Source organism: Streptomyces afghaniensis, assembly GCF_044327915.1.
Lineage (GTDB): Bacteria > Actinomycetota > Actinomycetes > Streptomycetales > Streptomycetaceae > Streptomyces > Streptomyces afghaniensis.
Genome location: NZ_JBIRGJ010000001.1, coordinates 1,145,140 through 1,165,780, shown reverse-complemented (window position 1 = coordinate 1,165,780; position 20,641 = coordinate 1,145,140). Strand labels below are relative to the sequence as shown.

Annotated in this window: 14 protein-coding genes; 9 read left to right on the top strand and 5 right to left on the bottom strand. The window is 71.2% G+C overall.

Features of this window, described 5'->3' with window-relative positions:
• Positions 1–85: 85 nt before the first annotated feature.
• Complete coding sequence (locus ACH4G3_RS04805; RefSeq protein WP_397623090.1) at positions 86–1,222, top strand: ATP-grasp domain-containing protein; 1,137 nt, start codon at positions 86–88, stop codon at positions 1,220–1,222.
• A gap of 12 nt (positions 1,223–1,234) precedes the next feature.
• Here ACH4G3_RS04805 and ACH4G3_RS04800 read toward each other — a convergent pair whose 3' ends face one another.
• The 5 genes from ACH4G3_RS04800 to ACH4G3_RS04780 form a co-directional block, all read right to left on the bottom strand.
• Complete coding sequence (locus ACH4G3_RS04800; protein WP_397623383.1) at positions 1,235–2,089, bottom strand: sulfotransferase family protein; 855 nt, start codon at positions 2,087–2,089, stop codon at positions 1,235–1,237.
• A gap of 158 nt (positions 2,090–2,247) precedes the next feature.
• A complete protein-coding gene (locus tag ACH4G3_RS04795) occupies positions 2,248–3,498 on the bottom strand; it encodes an alpha-L-fucosidase (RefSeq protein WP_397623089.1) in 1,251 nt (416 codons plus the stop codon).
• 3 nt (positions 3,499–3,501) lie between these two features.
• Complete coding sequence (locus ACH4G3_RS04790) at positions 3,502–6,546, bottom strand: alpha-mannosidase (RefSeq protein WP_397623088.1); 3,045 nt, start codon at positions 6,544–6,546, stop codon at positions 3,502–3,504.
• A 71-nt stretch (positions 6,547–6,617) separates the two neighbouring features.
• Positions 6,618–7,955, bottom strand: a complete 1,338-nt coding sequence (locus tag ACH4G3_RS04785) for a 6-phospho-beta-glucosidase (RefSeq protein WP_397623087.1) — start codon at positions 7,953–7,955, stop codon at positions 6,618–6,620.
• Complete coding sequence (locus ACH4G3_RS04780; protein WP_020272704.1) at positions 7,952–8,716, bottom strand: DeoR/GlpR family DNA-binding transcription regulator; 765 nt, start codon at positions 8,714–8,716, stop codon at positions 7,952–7,954. Before ACH4G3_RS04780 ends, ACH4G3_RS04785 begins: the two co-directional genes overlap by 4 nt.
• Before the next feature lie 162 nt (positions 8,717–8,878).
• Between ACH4G3_RS04780 and ACH4G3_RS04775 the strand changes: the two genes are divergently transcribed.
• The 8 genes from ACH4G3_RS04775 to ACH4G3_RS04740 all read left to right on the top strand — a co-directional run bounded on the left by ACH4G3_RS04775 (position 8,879) and on the right by ACH4G3_RS04740 (position 20,637).
• Entirely contained in the window at positions 8,879–9,898 is a 1,020-nt protein-coding gene (locus ACH4G3_RS04775) for a carbohydrate kinase family protein (protein WP_397623086.1), read from the top strand.
• A 48-nt stretch (positions 9,899–9,946) separates the two neighbouring features.
• Complete coding sequence (locus ACH4G3_RS04770; protein WP_397623085.1) at positions 9,947–11,224, top strand: extracellular solute-binding protein; 1,278 nt, start codon at positions 9,947–9,949, stop codon at positions 11,222–11,224.
• A 124-nt stretch (positions 11,225–11,348) separates the two neighbouring features.
• Positions 11,349–12,233: a carbohydrate ABC transporter permease gene (locus ACH4G3_RS04765; protein ID WP_397623382.1), complete on the top strand. Its 885-nt coding sequence runs from the start codon at positions 11,349–11,351 to the stop codon at positions 12,231–12,233.
• Positions 12,230–13,099 carry a carbohydrate ABC transporter permease gene (locus ACH4G3_RS04760; protein WP_397623084.1) on the top strand — a complete coding sequence of 290 codons (870 nt, stop codon included), beginning with the start codon at positions 12,230–12,232 and terminating at the stop codon, positions 13,097–13,099. Before ACH4G3_RS04765 ends, ACH4G3_RS04760 begins: the two co-directional genes overlap by 4 nt.
• A gap of 87 nt (positions 13,100–13,186) precedes the next feature.
• Positions 13,187–14,107, top strand: a complete 921-nt coding sequence (locus ACH4G3_RS04755) for an alkaline phosphatase family protein (RefSeq protein WP_397623083.1) — start codon at positions 13,187–13,189, stop codon at positions 14,105–14,107.
• Entirely contained in the window at positions 14,104–17,037 is a 2,934-nt protein-coding gene (locus tag ACH4G3_RS04750) for a glycoside hydrolase family 2 TIM barrel-domain containing protein (protein ID WP_397623082.1), read from the top strand. The genes ACH4G3_RS04755 and ACH4G3_RS04750 overlap by 4 nt, the downstream gene beginning before the upstream one ends.
• A gap of 70 nt (positions 17,038–17,107) precedes the next feature.
• A complete protein-coding gene (locus ACH4G3_RS04745) occupies positions 17,108–18,943 on the top strand; it encodes a LamG-like jellyroll fold domain-containing protein (RefSeq protein WP_397623081.1) in 1,836 nt (611 codons plus the stop codon).
• Between the two features lie 17 nt (positions 18,944–18,960).
• Positions 18,961–20,637, top strand: a complete 1,677-nt coding sequence (locus ACH4G3_RS04740) for a PHP domain-containing protein (protein WP_397623080.1) — start codon at positions 18,961–18,963, stop codon at positions 20,635–20,637.
• Positions 20,638–20,641 lie beyond the last annotated feature (4 nt).

The following is a 20,641-nucleotide window of genomic DNA, read 5'->3' as shown; positions in this document are numbered from 1 at the left end:
GCAGGGGCGGTTTGGTGTTCCTCCATTCGTCCTGCCCGGGCACGGGCTGCTGAGCCCTGCCCGCGAACCGTGAAAGGCGGCCTGCATGGTCTCTCGCGTACGCGTCTGGCTCAACCGCACGTACGCGGAGAACGTGTTCTTCATGGATCAGCTGCGGAGAAATCCCAGCGACCGGGCCGTCGAGATCCATGCCACGCACGGCGACCCCGACTCCCCCGTGCTGGCCGCCGCCGACACCGCCGAGCTGGAACCCGAGAACCTCTCCCCCGCCGGGTACGTCGAGTACGCGCTGGACCAGTGCGCGCGGCGCGGTATCGACGTGTTCGTGCCCCGGCTGCACCAGTCGGCGATCGTCGCGCACCGCGCCGAGTTCGAGGCGGCCGGTACGGCGGTGCTGGCGCCGCCGCCCGAGGCGGTGGCCGTCTTCCAGGACAAGGTGATCGCCTACGAGGCGGTCCAGGCGATCGGTGTGCCGGTGCCGCCTTGGTGGCGGGTCCGGTCGAGTGACGAACTCGTCGCGGCCGTCGAGGAGTTGGAGGACGCCGGGCACAAGGCGTGCTTCAAGCCCGCGTCCGGGGCGGGCGGGGTGGGCTTCCGCGTGATCACCCGCTCGCCCTTCTCGCTGATGCACCTGAGCGGTTTCCCGAGCCCGTACGTGCCGCTCGACCTGGTGCTGGAGGCGCTGCGGCGGGCCGAGGAGCCGGTCGACTGGCTGGTGATGCCGCGCCTGGAGCAGCCCGAGGTGTCGGTGGACTGCCTGACCGGTCCGGACAACCGGGTCCGGCTGGCCATCGGCCGCACCAAGAACGGCCGCCGCCGGGGCTTCACGCTGCACGAGCAGTGGCTGGAGCCGGCCCGGCGGATCGCGGAGGGCTTCGGTCTGCACTACCTGTCCAACATCCAGTTCCGGATGTTCGGCGACCGGCCGGTCCTGATGGACGTCAACACCCGCCCGGCCGGTGGCCTGCACCAGCTGTCGCTGTGCGGTGTCAACGCCCCCTGGGCCGCCGTCCAGCTGGCGCTCGGCGAGGACCCGGGCGAGGTGGTCCCGCCGTTCCTGGGCCAGGACTACACGGTGGTGTCGGGGCCGCGTCCGCTGCGGCCGGTGCAGCTTCCGCAGCAGCGGCCGGAGGCCACGGAACAGCAGCCGCTGCCCGCGGCGCCGGCCGGCTCCGTCGAGGCGGCGGCTCCGCAGGCCACGGTCGGGGCGCTGCCTCTCTAGCCCCGCTCTCCTCTAGGCGCCGTACCCCCACGCCAGGGCCAGTTCCCTCAGGCGTGGGGGGAGCTCGACGTCCGGGTCGGCGCCGCGAGCCGACTGGATGCGGCCGGACTTGATGGTGCTGGACCAGTCGCCGAGCTGGGGCCGGAAGGTGCCGTGGTCCTTGCTGCCGTAGTCGAGCATGGCGGGCTCCCAGGGGACGCCGAGGTGGTCGCAGATGCCCCGGGTGACCTTCTCCGGCTCGGCGGTGAGCTCCTCGTAGGTGATCACGTGGGGGTCGAGGTTCAGGCGGGCCTCCTCCAGCTTTTCGCTGTAGTCGAGGACCTCGGCGCGGACGGCCTCGTGATCGGGATCGGTGCGGCGGGCGGTGAGGGACGTCATGACCGCGCCGGGGTGGCGCAGCAGCAGGATGTAGCGGGCGTTCGGCCAGCATCGGCGCAGGCGGGGCCAGATAAGGGTGTTCGGCGGGGTCTTGTCGACGATGACGTCCTTGCCGCTGCGGGTGAGCTCCAGGTGCAGCACCCGGTCCCACAGCACGTGTTCCAGTTCGTCCTTGTCGAGGCGGAGCCCCCGCATGGCGTCCGCGGTGAAGTCGCGGGACAGATTGACGTGCACCGTGCGCAGGTGCATCTCGTGCGGGGCGCGGATACGGCTGTGGCTGTTGAGCAGGACGCGCAGCAGCGTCGAACCGGAGCGCACCGACGACAGTACGAAGACCGGCGAGTCCACCAGCCGGGGGGCGGGCGGGGCGGTGTAGGCGTCGGCCGCCGGGCGGGGGGCGGGGATGGCGTCGAGGTTCCGGCGGGGTGGACTGACCGCCTGCATCACCAGCCTTCCGCGACGCTTCAGGCCCTTGCCGATCGCAGCCATACCCGGGTCTCGCACAGTGACACCTTTCGTTCGCGTTGTGCGTTCCGCATCCCAGGGGGACCGGGCGAACTCAAGGTGTCCGGAAGGCGAACCGGCCTGCTCACGGGCGTCCACATACCGCCCGTGAGCAGGCCGCTTACCCGTTTCTTAAACTTTCGTCAGAACCGGCCGGCGCCGCGGTACAGCTCCAGTTCCCCTTCCAGTTCGACGGCCAGCACCGTGGCGTGCGGGTCGAGGTCCGGCGCGGCGGGCGGCTCGATCCACAGGACGCCCGGTGTCTCGTGGAGGCCGCCGGTGACCCGGTGGGCCAGTTCCGTGCCGCTGCCGAGCACCGAGACCCGGCGGACCTTGCTGAGCAGGCCGCGCACGTTGATCTCGGCGCGCGGGGCGTCGAAGAGGGTCAGATAGAGGGTGCGGCGGTCCTTGGTGAGGGTGCTCGGGCCGTAGTGGTGGCCCGGCGGGAGTCCCCGTTCGGTGCCGTACACCGCCTCCGCGTGCCCGGCGATCCAGTCGCCGAGCCCTTCGAGCCGCTCCGCCTGCTCGGCCGGGATCGTGCCGTCCTCCCGTGGGCCGACGCTGAGCAGCAGGTTGCCTCCGCCGCCGATGGTCTCGGTGAAGTAGCGGATCAGCTGGTCGACCGACTTGTGGTTGTGGTCGTGGTGCTGGTGGCCCCAGGAGTCGTTGATCGTCAGGCACAGCTCCCAGGGGCCCTCGGGCGGGACGACCGGGGCGCCCTGTTCCGGTGTCGCGTAGTCGCCCTCGCTGAGCATGCGGGCGTTGAAGACGACGTCCGGCACTTCGGAGCGGATGAGGGCGGCGAGCTCCGGGATGCGCCACTGCTCCTCGCTGCGGTCCCACTCGCCGTCGAACCACAGCAGGTCGGGCTTGTAGCGGGAGGTCAGTTCGCGGATCTGGCCGTCGCGGTAGGCGAGGAACCTCTCCCAGGCCGCCAGGTCCTCGTCCTCGGCGGCGACCTCCGAGTAGCGGTTGTCCTCCAGCTCCGGCGGTCGGCCCGGCTTGCGGGTGGAGGCGTAGTCGGGGTGGCTCCAGTCCGAGTGCGAGTAGTAGAGCCCGACCTTGAGGCCCTGCTCGCGCAGGGCGTCGGCGTAGCCGCCGATCAGGTCGCGGCCCACGTTCAGGTCGCCGTACGCCGTGTCCCACAGGGCGACGCCGTCGTGGTGGCGGCTGGTCAGCACGGCGTACTTCGCGCCGGCCCGCGCGAAGAGCCCCGCCCAGTCGCGCGGGTCGTAGCGGGACGCCGTGAACCGGTCGAACTGGGACATGTACCGGTCGTAGGGGACGATGTCGTCGTAGAACGACCAGGACTCCTGGACGCCGTCGACGGCGTAGATGCCCCAGTGGACGAAGATCCCCAGCTTGGCGTCGGTGAACCAGGGTTGCATGGCCATGGGTCAGCTCCTGCGCAGACGCAGGGTCAGGATCTGGAAGGGCCGCAGGGCGACGGGGACACCGCCGTCGCCGTCCACGCTCGCCTCCTCCAGCGGTCGCTCCAGCAGGTCGGTGATCTGGGCGCCGGCGAGCGGGAAGCCGGTGCGCAGGACGCCCTGGGCCCGGCCGCCGCGGGACTCGTAGAGCCGTACGACGACATCGCCGGAGGCGTCGTCGGCGAGCTTGACCGCTTCCACGGTCACGCCGTCGCCCTCGGCGGAGACGACCGGTGCGGGGGCGCCCGCCGCGTCGGCCACCCGGAGCGGGAGGTTGAGGGCGTAGCCCTCGGCGACGGCGTCCTCGATGGTCGCGCCGGGCAGCAGCGCGTAGGTGAAGCGGTGGCGGCCCTGGTCGGCCTCGGGGTCCGGGATGCGCGGGGCGCGGACCAGGCTGAGGCGGACGGTGGTCGTGGTGCCGCCGTCCTCGCGGACCGTGCGGGAGACGTCGTGGCCGTACGTCGAGTCGTTGATGACCGCGACGCCGTAGCCGGGTTCGCCGATGTGCACCCAGCGGTGGCCGGAGACCTCGAAGCGGGCCGCCTCCCAGCTGGTGTTGGTGTGGGTGGGCCGCTGGATGTGGCCGAACTGGATCTCGGCGGAGGAGTGCGGGGCGCGGATGTCGACCGGGAAGGCGGCCTTGAGGATCTTCTCGGTCTCGTGCCAGTCGATGTCCGTCTCGATGTCGATCCGGGGGCTGCCGGCGCGGACGGTGATCGTCTGGGTGATCTTCGAGCCCTTGCCGAAGTCCCGCTCGACGCGGATCGCGCCGATCAGCGGGTCCTGCTCGACGACCGTGACGGACGTGGCGTCGAGGAGGTCCGTGTAGCGGTTCTGGTAGTGCTTGTCGATGTCCCAGGCGTCCCAGTAGTTGGGCAGGTCGGTGTGCAGGCGGAGCAGGTTGCCCTGGTCGGCCAGGACCTCGCGGTTCGCGCGCAGGTCGCGGACGGACGACAGGGTGCCGTCCTCGGCCACCTCCACGCGGACCAGCCCGTTGTCGAGCACCCGGCCGCTCACGGTCACCGGCTGCGGGGGCTCGGCGTCGGCGAGGGGCGCGGAGCCGCTCGCGGGCACCTCCACGTACACCGGTGCGCCCTCGGAGGTGCGGACCACCTCGGCACGGTCGTAGGGGCTGGTGTTGAAGACGCGGGTGGTGCCGGAGCCGAGCGCGGCCACCGCCTCGGCGGTCAGGGCCTGGAGCTCGCGGGCCACGCGGGCGTATTCGGCCTCGGCCTCCCGGTGCACCCAGGCGATGGAGGAGCCGGGCAGGATGTCGTGGAACTGGTGCAGCAACACCGTCTTCCAGAGCCGGTCCAGCTTCTCGTACGGGTAGGAGTAGCCCGGCGCGTGCAGCGCGGCCGTGGTCGCCCACAGCTCGGCCTCGCGCAGGAGGTGCTCGGAGCGGCGGTTGCCCTGCTTGGTGCGGGCCTGGGAGGTGTAGGTGGCGCGGTGCAGCTCCAGGTAGAGCTCGCCGACCCAGACGGGCGCGTCCGGGTACTCCTCGCGGGCCTTGGCGAAGAACTCGTCGGGGTGTTCGACGACGACCTTCGCGGAGCCCTCCAGGTCCGCGAGCCGCCGGGCGCGTTCCATGATCTCGCGGGTGGGGCCGCCACCGCCGTCGCCCCAGCCGAACGGGGCCAGGGAGCGGCTGGCGCCGCCCTTCTCCTGGTAGTTGCGGACCGCGCGGGACATCTCCTCGCCGCTGAAGCGGGCGTTGTAGGTGTCGACCGGCGGGAAGTGGGTGAAGATGCGGGTGCCGTCGATGCCCTCCCACCAGAAGGTGTGGTGGGGGAACTTGTTGGTCTGGTTCCAGGAGATCTTCTGGGTGAGGAACCACTCGTTACCGGCGAGCTTGGCGATCTGCGGGTAGGCCGCGTTGTAGCCGAAGGAGTCCGGCAGCCACACGCCCTTGGTCTCGATGCCGAAGTGGTCCATGAAGAACCGCTTGCCGTGGACGAACTGGCGGGCGACGGCCTCTCCGCCGGGCAGGTTGCCGTCGGACTCGACCCACATGCCGCCGACCGGCGCCCACTGGCCGTTCTTGACCGACTCCTGGATGCGGGCCCACACCTTGGGGTAGTTGTCGCGCACCCACTCGTACTGCTGGGCCTGGGAGCAGGCGAAGATGAAGTCGTCGTACTCGTCGGCCAGGGACGTGACGTTCGAGAAGGTGCGGGACGTCTTGCGCTTGGTCTCCCGGATCGGCCAGAGCCAGGCCGAGTCGATGTGGGCGTGGCCGACGCCGGAGACGGTGTGCGCGCTGGCGTGCGCGGGGCGGGAGAGGACGGGCTTCAGTGCCTCGCGGACGGCGGGCGCGGAGCCGGAGACGTCGTCCAGGTCGAGCAGGTCCATCGCCCGGTCGAGCGCGTGCGCGATCTCGTGCCGGCGCGGGTCGTGCTCGCCGAGCTCCAGCATCAGCTCGCGCAGCACCTGGACGTCGAGGTCGAGGTGCCAGACCTCCTCGTCGAGGATGGCGATGTCGGCGCTGCGGAAGGTGTAGAGCGGCTTGTCGCCCGCGGTGAGGATGTCGCCGAGCGGGGTGACCTTCGAGAAGTTGTCGGCGAGGATGTCCGGGTTGGAGGCGGCCTCGACCAGGTACTCCACCGTTTCGCCGCCCGTCGCCGGGTTGGCGATCGCCACGTACTGGTTGAGCGGGTTGACGGCCTTCAGCGGGGTGCCGTCCGTGAGGTGCACCAGGGCCTCGGCCTGGTTGCCGGGCCAGTCGCCCACGAAGCCGAGGTCGATGACGGCCTCGACGCGGCGGCCCGCCCACGCCTCGGGCACCTGTCCGCGCATGCGGAACCAGGTGGTGCCCCAGGGCGGTCCCCAGGGGGTGCCCATCGCGAAGGGCGCGTACGAGGCGGCGGCGGCCTCCTCGAACGGGACCGGCTCTCCCGGCGCCTGCCAGGCCTCGACCTCGAAGGGGACGGTGGCCGCGTAGATCGCGGTCTTGATGCGCTGGTCGTGAAGGCGCTGCACGCGCTCCTCGATCCGGCGGCTTTCGTCATGCATGGGATGTCTCCAGGAAGCGGGAAGAGCGAGCAGGCGGGAAGCGATGGGGGAAAGCGCTTACCGAGCGGCGTTCACCTAAGGTACGCCAGCCCGGGATGGACCTCGGTGTAGCCCTCGACCAGCCTGCGGGCCACGTTGACGGAGTCGACGAGCGGGTGCAGCGCGAAGGCCTTGACGGCGGTAGCGCGGGATCCGGAGTCGGCGGCGGCCAGCACCTCCCGCTCGACCGCCTTGACCGCGCAGACCAGCCCGGTGGCGTGGCCGGGCAGCGGGTCCACGGTGACGGGGTGGGCGCCGTTGGCGTCGACGAGGCAGGGGACCTCGATGACGGCGTCCGTGTCCAGGACCGACAGGGTGCGCTGGTTGCGGACGTTGAGGATCAGGGTCGTGCGCTCGTCCCGGGCGATCGCCCGCATCAGGGCGAGGGCCACCTTCTCGTAGCCGCCGGACAGGTCGTCCTCGTCGCGGTCTCCGGCGCCGGCGGTCTCCCGGTTCTCGGCCATGTAGGTGGCCTCCCGCTCGGCGCGGGTCTGGTTCCAGACCTTCCACGCGGGGGCGTCCGGGTTGCCCATCTCGGCGTAGAAGCGGGCCTGCTGGTCGTGCAGGAAGGCGCCGCGGGTCTTCTCTGCCTGCTGGTAGGCGCGTACGGCTTCCCGGTTGAAGTAGTAGTAGTGCAGGTACTCGTTGGGAATCGCGCCCAGGGACCGGAGCCAGTCGACGCCGAAGAGCTTGCCCTCCTCGAAGGAGCCGAGCAGGTCCGGGTCGGCGAGCAGGCGCGGCAGCTCGTCCCGGCCGGCGACGCGCAGGCCGCGCACCCAGCCGAGGTGGTTGAGGCCGACGTAGTCGATCCAGGCCTCCTTGGGGTTCGCGCCGAGCACCCGGGCGATGCGGCGGCCGAGGCCGACCGGGGAGTCGCAGATGCCGATGACGCGGTCGCCGAGGTGGCGGGACATGGCCTCGGTGACCAGGCCGGCCGGGTTGGTGAAGTTGATGACCCAGGCGTCCGGCGCCAGGCGGGCGACCCGCCGGGCGATGTCGACGGCGACCGGGACGGTGCGCAGGCCGTAGGCGATGCCGCCCGCGCCGACCGTCTCCTGGCCGAGGACGCCCTCGGCCAGGGCCACCCGCTCGTCGTTCGCGCGGCCCTCCAGACCGCCGACGCGGATCGCGGAGAACACGAAGTCGGCGCCGCGCAGGGCCTCGTCCAGATCGGTGGTGGCACTCACCTCGGGCGCGTCGGGGACTCCGGCCGCCTGCTCGGCGAGGACGCGGGTCACCGCGGACAGTCTCCCGGCGTCCAGATCGTGCAGGACGACGTGCGTCACCCGGCCCTCTGCGTGGTCCTGGAGGAGCGCCCCGTACACCAGCGGCACGCGGAATCCTCCGCCGCCCAGAATCGTCAGCTTCACGTCTGCACCCTTCCCGTCACGACGACCTCGACTCCTGCCTCCTGAAGGGAGGACCGCGTCGCCGTGTCGACCGGCTCGTTCGTCACCACCACGTCCAGGTCCTCGGGACCGCAGACCTTCGCCATCCCGTGCCCGGGGAACTTCGCCGCGTCCGCGAGCAGCACGACCTTCTCGCCCGCCTTGATCATGGCGCGCTTGACCGGCACCTCCACCACCGTCGTGTCCATGACCTGCCCGCCGGGCCGCACGCCGCTGGTGCCGAGGAAGAGCCAGTCGGCGTGCAGCTGGCGCAGGTTGTCCTCGGTGAGGAAGCCGACCAGGGAGCGGTACTCGCGGCGGACCATGCCGCCGAGCAGGACCAGCTCGATGCCCTCGTCGTCGGCGAGTTCCTCGTAGACCACCAGGTTGCTGGTGATCACGGTGAGGCGGCGGCCGTGCAGCTGCCGGGCCAGGCGGTAGGCCGTCGTCCCGATGTCCAGCAGCACCGACTGGCCGTCCCTGACCATGGCCGCCGCACGCTCGGCTATGGCGTCCTTCTCGGCCACGCGCACCTCGGCGACCTCGGCGAAGGGCTGGTCGCCCTCCTCGACCACAGCGCCGCCGTGGACGCGCGTGAGCAGCCCGTCTTCTTCCAGTTTGACCAGGTCACGCCTGATTGTGGCGGGACTCACGCCCAGCTGCTCCGAGAGGTCGGTCACGGACGCGGGCCCGCCGGAGCGCAGGGCCCGCAGGATGAGTTGGTGTCGTCGTTCTGCCAGCACGGCGTGAACAGTACTCGTCATCTCCAATCATTTCCATGCTCACTTCTGCTCGGGTATTGACCAATCTCTCCGATCGGCGCACGATTCCGGTCACCGAAATGAAGAGTTTTGACGAGCTCGCGGGGTGGGCTCCTCGAACGCTTCCGAACGAGAGGACCCTCCGTGGACGACGACCGGCCCGATGTGCTGCTGACCGGGCTGCTCTTCTACGACCTCGTCCTCACCGGGCTCGGCAAGCCCCCGACCCCGGGCGAGGAGATCTGGACGACGGGCATGGGCTGCGGCCCGGGCGGCATCGCCAACCTGGCGGTGGCGGCCAGCCGCTTCGGCCTGCGCACCTCGCTGGCCACGGTGTTCGGCGACGACCTCTACGGCGAGTTCTGCCGGGACGTCCTGTGCGACCAGGAGGACGTCGACCTCTCGCTCTCCCGCACGGCCGACGGCTGGCCCACCCCGGTCACCGTGGCCCTGGCGCACGGCACGGACCGCGCCCTGGTCACCCACGGCCAGGAGCCCCCGTACTCACAGGACGCGCTGGTGGGCGACCCGCCCGCGGCGCGTACCGCCCTGGTGCACATCGAGGCGCAGCCCCGCGAGTGGCTCGCGAAGGCCGCCGCGAACGGCACCTACATCTACGCCGACGTCGGCTGGGACCCCAGCCAGGAGTGGTCGACGGCCCTCCTGGACCAGCTCGCCCTGTGCCACGCGTTCCTCCCGAACGAGACGGAGGCCATGGCCTACACCCGCACGGACAGCGCGGTGGCCGCGCTCGGCACGCTGTCCGAGCTGGTGCCGGTCGCGGTCGTCACCCGGGGCGGGGACGGCGCGGTGGCCGTCGACCAGGTGACCGGCGAGTACGCCGACGTGCCCGCCCTCGACGTCGAGGTGCTGGACGCGACGGGTGCCGGGGACGTCTTCGGCGCCGCCTTCGTCACCGCCTCGCTCGGCGGCTGGCCCCTCGCGGAACGGCTGCGGTTCGCGGTGCTCGCCGCCGGGCTGTCCGTCCGGCACCACGGCGGGGCGCTGGCCGCCCCCGGCTGGTACGGCGTGGACCGCTGGTGGCGCTCCCTGACCGACCCCGACCTGAAGCGGACCTACGGCTTCCTGGCGGACCGGCTCCCGGAGAACCCCGGGCCGCCGGTCGCGTACGCCCCCGCCACCCCTCCCGCACGGCAGCACTGACCCTCACCCACCCCTCAGCACCACGAACAGGAAAAACAGGAGTGACCCGTGGACCTTTCTCGTAGAGGCTTCCTCCAGGCCGCCGCGCTCACCGCGGCCGCCTCCGGCCTGACCGTCGCATGCGGCGGCGGCTCGGGATCGGGCGGTACCAAGAACGGCAAGAGCCTCACCATGTGGTACTGGGGTGGCGCACTGAGCGACAAGGTGGTCGCGGAGGCCCGGAAGCACTTCGGCAGCCAGGTCAAGCTGACCGCCGCCTCCATCGGCGGCGACTTCAAGCAGAAGCTCACCACCACGCTCGCGGCGGGCAGCTCCGTGCCCGACATCACCGGCATCAAGGGCGAGGACATCGCGTCCTTCCTGCCCAACGCCGACCGCTTCCTCGACCTGAACGACCTGGGCTTCAAGAAGATCTCGTCCCAGTACCTGGACTGGAAGACCAAGCTCGCCCAGACCGAGGACGGCAAGCAGATCGGGTTCCCGATCGACATCGGTCCCACCGCGCTCTTCTACCGCGCGGACCTGTTCCGCAAGGCCGGACTGCCCACCGACCCCGACAAGGTCGCCGCCGAGGCCGGGACCTGGGACGACTACTTCGCGCTCGGCTCCGAGCTGAAGAAGGCGGTACCCGGCACCTACCTGATCAACAACATGGGCTCCGTGTTCAACATCGCGGTCGGCCAGGGCACCAAGCGGTTCATCGACGAGGACAACCACTTCATCGGCGACCAGGACCACATCCGCAGCGCGTGGACCACGGCGATCCGCCCCTACACGCTCGGCATCGACGCCAGGATCAACGACCAGACCTGGAACGCCGCCATCGGCAAGAACCTCGGCACCGAACTCGGCGCGGCCTGGCACGCGCTGGACATCGAGCAGGCCGCCCCGGGCACCAAGGGCAAGTGGCGGGTCTGTGCCACGCCCGGCGGACCGGCCAACCAGGGCGGCTCCTACCTGGCGCTGCCCAAGCAGTGCCGTAACCCCGAAGAGGCATTCAAGATCATCAGCTGGATCCTCAGCCCGGCCAACAACGCCCGCGGCTTCACCGACGCCGCCATCTTCCCCGCCTCCCCGGCCTCGTACGCCATGCCCGCCATGACGGGCGCCGACGCCTTCTTCGGCGGGCAGAAGATCATCGAGGTCTTCGGCCCGGCCGCCAAGGCCATCCCGGTCAGCTACGAGGCACCCGCCGACGCCGCGGTCATGGCCCCCTACTTCACCGAGCTGACCAACATCGAGGCCAAGGGCAAGAAGCCCGACGCCGCCTGGAAGGACGCGGTCAGCCAGGCCAAGCAGATCGCCCGGCGACAGGGGGTGAACTGAGGTGGCATCACCTCCGGTCACCGGTCCCGCCACGGTGCCCGAGCACCGTGGCGGGCCGGGCCCGGCCCGGTTCCGCCCGCGGCGCACCCCGCCCGCGGGCGCCGTCCGGCCGAGCCGGCGCGGGGTGCTGTCGCACTGGCGGCAGTACCTGGCGATCTCGCCGTTCTACCTGATCTTCATCGCCTTCTCCTTCTTCCCGGTCCTCTACTCGCTGTATCTGGCCTTCCAGCGCTACGACGGCCTGGGCACCAAGCAGTTCGTGGGCCTCCAGCAGTTCGAGTTCCTCTGGAACGACCCGGTCTTCTGGCTGTCGATCCGCAACACCCTGGCGATCTGGGTGCTGTCCACCGTGCCCACGCTCTTCGGCGCCCTGGTCCTGGCGACGCTGCTGCATTCGGTGCGCCGCTTCAAGGGCTTCTACCGCATCGCCCTCTACGTACCGAACGTCACCTCGATCGTCGCCGTGGCGATCTTCTTCGGCGCGGTGTTCAGCAACAACTTCGGTCTGGTCAACGCGATCCTGGGCACGGTCGGCATCTCGCCCGTGCCGTGGCTGAGCAACCCGTGGCTGATCAAGCTGGTGATCGCGCTGCTGATGACCTGGATGTGGACCGGCTACAACATGATCATCTACCTGGCCGGCCTCCAGGCGATCCCGACCTCGGTCTACGAGGCGGCGAAGATGGACGGTGCCGGCCCCGTGCGCACGTTCTTCCAGATCACCATTCCGATCATGCGGCCGATCATCCTGTTCACCGTCGTCATCTCGACCATCAACGGCCTGCAGAGCTTCAGCGAACCCCAGGTCCTCTTCGCCAGCAACGCCGCCAACCAGAACCTCGGCGGCCCGGGCCAGGCGGGCCTGACCACGCTGCTGTACTTCTACCAGTCGGCCTTCCTCAACAACGACTACGGCTACGGCGCGGCCATCGTGTGGGCGTTCTTCGTACTGATCATGGTGCTCGTCGTCATCAACTGGCGCCTCGTGCAGCGCGGGAGGAAGTCATGACGACAGCGGACACGACGCGGCCGGCCACGGGCGCGCGGCGGCTGCGCCGCCCCAAGGGCCTGACCGCGCACATCCTCCTCATCCTGGCCGTCCTCATCTCGGTCTTCCCGTTCGTGTGGACGATCGTCATGGCGACCAACACCACCGAGGACATCTACAAGAGCCCGCCCAAACTGACCTTCGGCTCCCACCTGCTGGAGAACATCCGCCACGTGCTGAACACCATCGACTTCTTCGGGTCGATGCTCAACACGATCGTCGTCGCCTGCGTCACCACCGCCCTGGTGCTGTTCGTCGACTCGCTGGCGGCCTTCGCCTTCGCCAAGTTCGACTTCCCCGGGCGCAAGGTGCTCTTCGGCACGTTGCTGGTGTTCATGATGCTGCCGCTCCAGCTGGCCGTCCTGCCGCAGTTCATCCTCATGTCGGAGATCGGCTGGGTCGGCATGCTCAAGGCGCTCGCCCTGCCGGCCCTCGCCAACGCCTTCGGCATCTTCTGGCTGAACCAGTACATACAGAACGGCGTGCCCGACGAACTGCTCGACGCCGCGCGCATCGACGGCGCCGGGTTCTTCCGCCAGTACTGGAACATCGCGCTGCCGATGATCAAACCCGCGCTGTCCTTCCTCGCCATCTACGCCTTCGTCAACGCCTGGAACGACTACGTCTGGCCGCTCATCGTGCTCACGGACCCCAGCCACGTCACGCTCCAGGTGGAGCTCGCCCAGCTCCATGTCGGCCACACCACCGACTACAGCATGGTCATGGCCGGTGTCCTCATGGCGGCCCTGCCGCTGGTCGTGGTCTTCGCGATCTTCGCTCGCGGCTTCATCGCGGGCGCGACCGAGGGAGCGGTGCAGGGGAGCTGACGCGCCCCCGCAGGGGGCGCCAACCGGCAGGAGGCCCCGAGCTCGTGGTCGTCGGGCCGCGAGCGCGAGCGACGAGGGAGGCAAGCAGTGACGGACGTCGACGCCGAGGGCAGCGCACGCGCCAAGGTGCTCGTCGTCGGCATGGACGGGCTCCGCCACGACCGGTTGATCCGATCCCACGCCACCGCACCCGTGCTGCACGGCCTGATGGCCGCGGGCGCCCACGGCAGCAGCCTGCTGCCCTACGGCGAGGCGGACGGTCAGGCCGAGCACGGACCGTCGACCAGCATGGCCTACACCGACTCCGGCCCCGGCTGGTCGAGCGTGCTGACCGGGGTGTGGCCCGACCTCCACGGGGTGACCGGCAACGACTTCACCGGCGCCGACTACACCCGCTTCCCCGACTTCCTCAGCCGCGCCGTCAGCGCGCGGCCCGCACTGCGCACCGCGGCCGCGGTGTCCTGGCCGGAGCTGGTCCACCGCGGCACCCTCGGCCCGGCCATCGGCCGGCGCGCGGTCCACGACGGCGAGTCCGCCGGCTACGAGACCGCGGACCGCCTCGTCGCCCGCACCGCCGCACAGTGGCTCACCGAGGACGACCTGGACGCCGTGTTCGTGTACTTCGGCGCCACCGACGAGGCCGGCCACGCCACAGGTCCCTTCAGCCCCGCCTACGACCGGGCCCTCCTCGCCCAGGACACCCACCTCGGGCGGCTGCTGGAGGCGATAGACGCGCGGCGCGCCCACGAGCACTGGACCGTGCTGGTCACCACGGACCACGGTCACCTCGACACCGGCGGCCACGGCGGCGACACGCATGCCGAACGGGAGGTCTTCGTCATCCTCGCCGAGCCCGGCATGCCCGGCGGCACCCGGCTGGACGCGCCCCGCCTGATCGACATCGCCCCCACCGTCCTGGACCGTCTCGGCATCCCCGTCGACCCCGCCTGGGGCCTGCGGGGCCGTGCCCTGCCCCGGTCCACCTCACCGACTTCGGATTGGCCATGACCGACGCACTCCCCGATCCCCTGATCGCCCTGCGCCCCTGGGAAGCACCCGAGGTGACCTCCTGGGGGCGCCGGCCCATGAACGCCGTGGACCGGAGGGCCGGGGCCGTCTCCCTGGACGGCGACTGGCGCTTCCAGCTGCTGCCCGCGCCGGACGCCCCGCTCGGGGAGGTCTGGTCGTCGTCGTACGTCCCCGGTGTCTGGACCATGCAGGGCACGGACGACCTTCCGCGGTACCTGAACATCCGCATGCCGTTCCCGGAGTTCCCGCCCGGCGTGCCCGCCGCCAACCCGACGGGCGTGTACGAGCGCACGGTCGACGTCCCCGCCGAGTGGGCCGGGCGCCGGATCGTGCTCCAGGTCGGGGCCGCGGAGAGCGTGCTGCTGGTGCACGTGGACGGGCGGCCCGTCGGCATCTCCAAGGACTCCCATCTGGCGGCCGAGTTCGATCTGACTCCGGTGGTGCGCCCCGGGGAGCGGGCCACTGTGCGCCTGACCGTCGTGAAGTGGTCGGACGCCTCGCACATCGAGGACCAGGACCAGTGGTGGCACGGCGGCATCACGCGTTCGGTGCTGCTGTACGCCACCGACCCGCTGTATCTCGCGGACGTGACGGTGCGGGCCCGCCACGACGGTGACCTGCGCGTCGACTGCCTGGTGCGGGACGCGGGCGGCGCCCTGCCCGAGGGCTGGTACGTCAGCGGGGAGCTGGACGGGGCGCTGCTCACGCAGGACGCGGAGTTCGACCGGGCCAATGCCGAGGACGAGCGCGTCTCCGCCTTCCTCGGCGAGGTCCGGCTGCGGACCGCCGTGCCGGACGTGCGCACCTGGACCGCCGAGACGCCCGAGCTGTACGGCCTGACCGTCCGGCTGCACCGCGCCGACGGCACGGTCGCCGACAGCTCGCACCACCGGATCGGCTTCCGTGACGTCGAGATCACCGGCCGGGACCTGCTGGTCAACGGCGAGCGCGTGTTCATCCGGGGCGTCAACCGGCACGACTTCCACCCGCTGACCGGCCGGACGGTGTCGTACGACGACATGCGCGCGGACCTCGTCCTGCTGAAGCGGTTCGGCTTCAACGCGATTCGCACCGCCCACTACCCGAACGACCCGGCGCTGTACGACCTGGCCGACGAGCTCGGCTTCTACGTCGTCGACGAGGCCGGCATCGAGTCCCACGACCACGCCCACGAGATCGCCGACGACCCGCGCTATCTGGGCGCCTTCGTGGACCGGGTCGCGCGGATGGTGCTACGGGACAAGAACCACCCGTCCGTCATCATCTGGTCGCTGGGCAACGAGTCCGACTACGGCGCGAACCACGACGCGGCCGCGGGCTGGGTACGCCGGCACGACCCGACCCGGCCCCTGCAGTACGAGGGCGCGGCCAAGCGCGGCTGGGCCGATCCGGACCTGGCCTCCGACATCGCCTGCCCGATGTACGCCCCGCTTCAGGAGTGCCTGGCGCACGCCATGTCCGGGACGCAGACCAAACCGCTCATCCAGTGCGAGTACTCGCACGCCATGGGCAACAGCAACGGCACGCTCGCGGACCATTGGGCCGCCATCGAGGCCACCCCGGGTCTTCAGGGCGGGTTCATCTGGGAGTTCTGGGACCACGGCATCCTCCAGCGTGTGAACGACGGCAGACCGGCCGGGCGTGGCGGCGCCGGGCTCTACGACAACGGTGTCGCCGCGCCCGGGCACCGCTGGGCGTACGGCGGCGACTTCGGGGAGACCGACCACGACGGCGCCTTCATCGCCGACGGTGTCGTCTTCCCCGACCGCACCCCCAAGCCCGTGATGTTCGAGCACCGGGAGATCGCCGCGCCGGTGCGCATCGAGTCCTTCCGGCACGAGGGCATCGTCCTGGGCAACCACCAGCATTTCCGGGGCCTGGACTGGCTGTCCGGCGAGTGGCAGCTGGCCCTCGCCGACGGCGGTACCCGGACCGCACCCGCCGAGCTGCCCGATCTGCGGCCGGGCGAGACGGCCGCCGTACCGCTGCCCTTCGAGCTGCCGGAGGACGGCGGCGAGGCGTGGCTGACGCTGCGGGTCACGACGGCCCGGGACGAGCCGTGGGCGCCGCGCGGCACGGTCGTGTGCCTGCCCCAGGTACGGCTGCGGCACGCGCCCCCGACGAAGCACGCCCGCGTCACGCACCGCGTCGTGGAGGTCGACGAGGACGGGCTGCTGGTCCATCCGCTGCTGACGGCCGGCCCCACGCTGTCGCTGTGGCGGGCGCCCACCGACAACGACGAACTGGGCGGCATGGCGGCCCGCTGGCGGGACTGGGGGCTCGACGCGCTCACCCGCAAGGTCGTCGCCGTACGGCGGGACCCGGGGCGGGTCACGGTCGTCTGCGACCACCTCGGCCCGGGCGGGACCGTCCGGCACGAGCAGGTGTTCACGGCGGTCGAGGGCGGGCTCCTCGTGGAGGAGTGCGCCGAGCTGCCCGAGGCGCTGGACGACGTGGCCCGGGTCGGGTCGGTCTTCGAGACGACCGCCGGGCTGAACCTCCTGGAGTGGTTCGGGCAGGGCCCCTGGGAGTCGTATCCGGACCGGGGCGCGGGCGCGCCCGTCGGCCACCACTCGCTGCCGGTGGACGAGCTGTTCACGCCCTATCTGCGGCCCCAGGAGAGCGGCGGGCGGCACGGCGTGCGGCGGTTCACGCTGTCCGCGCCGGACGCGACCGGGCTCGCGGTGCGGCTGGACCGGCCCCGCCAGGTCTGTGTGACCCGCCATCGAGCGGCCGACCTCGCCTCGGCCGCGCATCACGACGAACTCGTGTCGCGGGCGGGGTGCGTGGTGCACATCGACGCGGCGCACCGCGGTCTGGGCACGGCGTCGTGCGGGCCCGACACCTTCGCCTCCTACCTCGTCGCCGCCGGCGTCCATCGCTGGAGCTGGACGCTGCGCGTTCTCTGACTTCTCCCCTCCCCTGTCGCCTTCTCCGACCTCTCCGAGACTCCCTCCCTGTCACCCTCCTGGAGCACCCGTGTGCACTTCGCATGATCACGACCTGGGCGAGGCCCCCCAGGCCGACGCCGGAAGACGCGGCTTCCTGCGCGCCACCGCCCTGCTCGGCGCGACCGCCACGGCGGCGGCCGCGCTGCCGGCCGTCACCGCCCGGGCAGCTCCGGCGAGTTGGCGCCCCGACCCGCGCAGCCGCCGCTTCACGCTCGCCGTGATGCCGGACACGCAGTACCTCTTCGACGGGCCGAGCATCGACAAGGCACCCGTCGAGGCGTCGCTGCGCTATCTGCTGGAGCACGGCAGGGAGGAGAACCTCGTCTTCCTGTCCCACCTGGGGGACCTCACCCAGAACGGCGCGCAGGAGGAGTTCGCGGCGATCGGCGAGGCGTTCTCGCTGCTGGACCGGCGGGGCGTCGGCTACAGCGTGCTGGCCGGCAACCACGACGTGAAGTCGTCGACGACCGACCAGCGCGGTGCGACGCCGTATCTGGACGCCTTCGGCCCCGAGCGGTTCAAGGGGCAGCGGACGTTCGGCGGTGCCTCCCCGGACGGCTACAACACCTTCCACCTGTTCACCGCGGGCGGCCGGGAGTGGCTGGTGCTCGCGCTGGACTGGCGGCTGTCGCCGCAGGGCTACGCGTGGGCGAAGGAGGTCATCGCGCGGCATCCGAAGACGCCCGTGATCCTCACGACGCACGAACTGGTCGTGGAGGACGACTCGTTGTCGGAATACGGCCGGCAGCTGTGGGACCAGCTGGTCGAGGACCACGACCAGGTCTTCCTCACCCTCAACGGGCACTACTGGCCCGCCGCCCGCGCGACGCGCAAGAACGCAGCCGGGCACGACGTCCATCTGCATCTGACGAACTACCAGAACCGCTACTTCGGCGGCGCGGCGATGATCCGCCTCTACCGGTTCGACCTGGACCGGAACGTCATCGACGTGGAGACCGTCTCGCCGTGGATCCTGGGCCGGGCGGGGAAGGGGCTCAACGAGCTGGAGCGGCAGGAGATGGAGCTGAGCGGCGACGCCGACCGGTTCTCCGTGGAGATCGACTTCGAGGAGCGCTTCTCCGGCTTCGCGCCCGTGCCCGCCCGTCCCGCGCGGCCCGCCTCGAAGATGCTGGTCCCGGGCACCGCGGCATACTGGCGCTTCGAGAAGCCCGTCGACGGCACGGCCGGCACGGTCCGGGACCTGTCGGGGCGGGGCAACGACCTCTCGCTGGTCACGGTGGGCGGCGGTGCGCTGGGCTGGTCGGCGGACCACCACCCCGACCAGCCGGGGCACGGCAGCCTGGAGTTCCGGGGCTTCAAGTCCCCGCTGAAGGGCGCCTACCTGCGCACGGTCGACGGGGCCCCGCTCAACTCGGCCACGTTCCAGGACGGCTACACCATCGAGGCGTTCTACCGGCTGCCCGCCGACTGGGACCCGGACCACAACGCCTGGTCCGGCCTGGTCGGCCGCACCGGCACCGGCGGTGCGGCCGGAAAGACCGCCGACGACCCCGACGAGCCGCTGGCCACGCTGTCCCTGTCCAACGACCGTGAGCCGCAGTGGGCGATGCGGCCGCTCAACCAGCAGGGCATCGCCACCAACTGGGGCCAGGAGACTCCGCTGGAGACCTGGTGGCACCTCGCGGTCGTCAACGACGGCAGGCACACCACGCTGTACGTCGAGGGCTGCCCGGTCGTCCGCAACCCCAAGGCGTCGTCCGTCGGCATCACCTCCGTCGGCCTGCCGTGGCTGCTCGGCGGCTACGAGTACGCCGGCAAGATCGACCAGATCTTCCACGGCCGGCTCGGTGACGTCCGGATCGTCGCCCGGGCGCTGCCCGTCACCTCCTTCATGAACCACTGACCTCCCAGGGAACTCTCATGACAGAGCAGCGGCTGCCCGCCTGGGCCGACCCGTCCGTCTCCCCCGCCGCCCTCGACCCCCAGGGTGTCTCCCGCCGCGCACTCCTGCGCCGCGCGGGCCTGTTCGGCGCCGCGTTCGCCCTGGGCCCGGCGGCGACCCCGGCCCTGGCCGCCGACAGCACCAGCGAACGGCCGGGCGGCGAGGATCCCCGGCTCGCCTACCTCGTCGGCGACCACCACATCCACTCCGTCTACAGCCACGACGCCAAGTACACCTTCTCCCAACTGGCCGCCGCGGGCGCGAAGTACGGCCTGGACTGGATGGTGTTCACCGAGCACTCCAACTTCGGGCACGCCGACTTCGGGGCCGCGCTGGAGCACCGGGAGATCCTGGACGCCCGGGCGGAGAACCCGCGTCAGCTGATCTTCCAGGGCCTGGAGTGGTACATCCCGGCGGCCGAGCACTGCACGGTGTTCACCCCGCCCGGCCGGAACGAGGTGGATCTGCTCACCCGGTTCGAGCGCGCCTACGACGGCAAGCTCCTCGGCTACGACAAGGGCGGCCCCGCCGACGCGGACACCGCCCGCAACGAGGCACACGCCGTCAAGGCCCTCAAGTGGCTGGCGGAGCAGCGCCGTTCCGGCTACGTCGACGACGTCCTGGTCCTCGCCAACCATCCCATGCGCCTGGGCATCGATTCCCCGCACGAGATGCGCAACTGGCGGGACGCGGCCCCCGGGATCATGATCGGCATGGAGGGCGCTCCGGGCGCCCAGGGCGCCGCCATCCCCGGCTGGCGTGGAGCCACCTCCATCCGCGGCGAGTACGAGAACAAGCCGTCCGCGCAGTCCTGGCCCGGCTACCCGGCGGACGCCTACCTGACGTACGGCGGTTTCGACTGGGCGACCGCCACCGTCGGCGGCCTGTGGGACTCGATGCTCGCCGAGGGGCGGCTGTTCTCGGTCACCACCAACTCCGACGCCCACCGGATCGTCTTCGACACCTGGAAGAACGGCGACTGGCAGCCCGGCCAGACCTTCGACAGCACCGGGAAGCTGCCCGACCCGGTGAACACGGACACCCCGCAGCCGGGCAGCGACTTCTGGCCCGGCCAGTTCAGCCGTACCCACGTGGGCGTGACCCGCTACGGCTACCGTGCGGTCATGGCAGGCCTGCGCGCGGGCCGGGTCTGGCTCGACCACGGGCATCTGCTCGACGGGCTCGACGTCCGGCTGAAGCGGGACGGCGACCGGGGCCGGGGCGTGACGCTGGGCGGCCGGCTGCGGGTCCGCAAGGGCGAGAAGCTCACCCTGAACGTCACCGTGACGACCGCCTCCCGGCCCAACCCGCAAGGCATCCTGCCCGAGTTGGCGCACGTGGACGTCATCCGGGGCGCGGTGCGCGGCCCGGTCGCCGACCGCGACACCTGGAAGGCCCCCGACACCCGCGTCGTCCGCTCGCAGGACGTCTCCGGCCGCACGGGCACCTACACGCTGCGCATCCCGCTGACCGCGGGCGAGGAGTCCTTCTACGTCCGGCTGCGCGGCAGCGACGGCAACCGCCACGGCACCGGCTACCTCGGCGCCTCGGTCGACCCGCACGGGCCCGTTCCGCACGCGCCCGGAGACGGTGACCCGTGGGCGGATACGTGGTTCTATTCGAACCCGGTATTCGTCGACGTGGAAGGTGCCTGACCTG

Bases quoted from the DNA above. Each gene is read 5' to 3' on its own strand.
- ACH4G3_RS04805 (WP_397623090.1), top strand. From the start codon at position 86: ATGGTCTCTCGCGTACGCGTCTGGCTCAACCGCACGTACGCGGAGAAC.
- ACH4G3_RS04800 (WP_397623383.1), bottom strand. From the start codon at position 2,089: ATGGCTGCGATCGGCAAGGGCCTGAAGCGTCGCGGAAGGCTGGTGATG.
- ACH4G3_RS04795 (WP_397623089.1), bottom strand. From the start codon at position 3,498: ATGGCCATGCAACCCTGGTTCACCGACGCCAAGCTGGGGATCTTCGTC.
- ACH4G3_RS04790 (WP_397623088.1), bottom strand. From the start codon at position 6,546: ATGCATGACGAAAGCCGCCGGATCGAGGAGCGCGTGCAGCGCCTTCAC.
- ACH4G3_RS04760 (WP_397623084.1), top strand. From the start codon at position 12,230: ATGACGACAGCGGACACGACGCGGCCGGCCACGGGCGCGCGGCGGCTG.
- ACH4G3_RS04750 (WP_397623082.1), top strand. From the start codon at position 14,104: ATGACCGACGCACTCCCCGATCCCCTGATCGCCCTGCGCCCCTGGGAA.
- ACH4G3_RS04740 (WP_397623080.1), top strand. From the start codon at position 18,961: ATGACAGAGCAGCGGCTGCCCGCCTGGGCCGACCCGTCCGTCTCCCCC.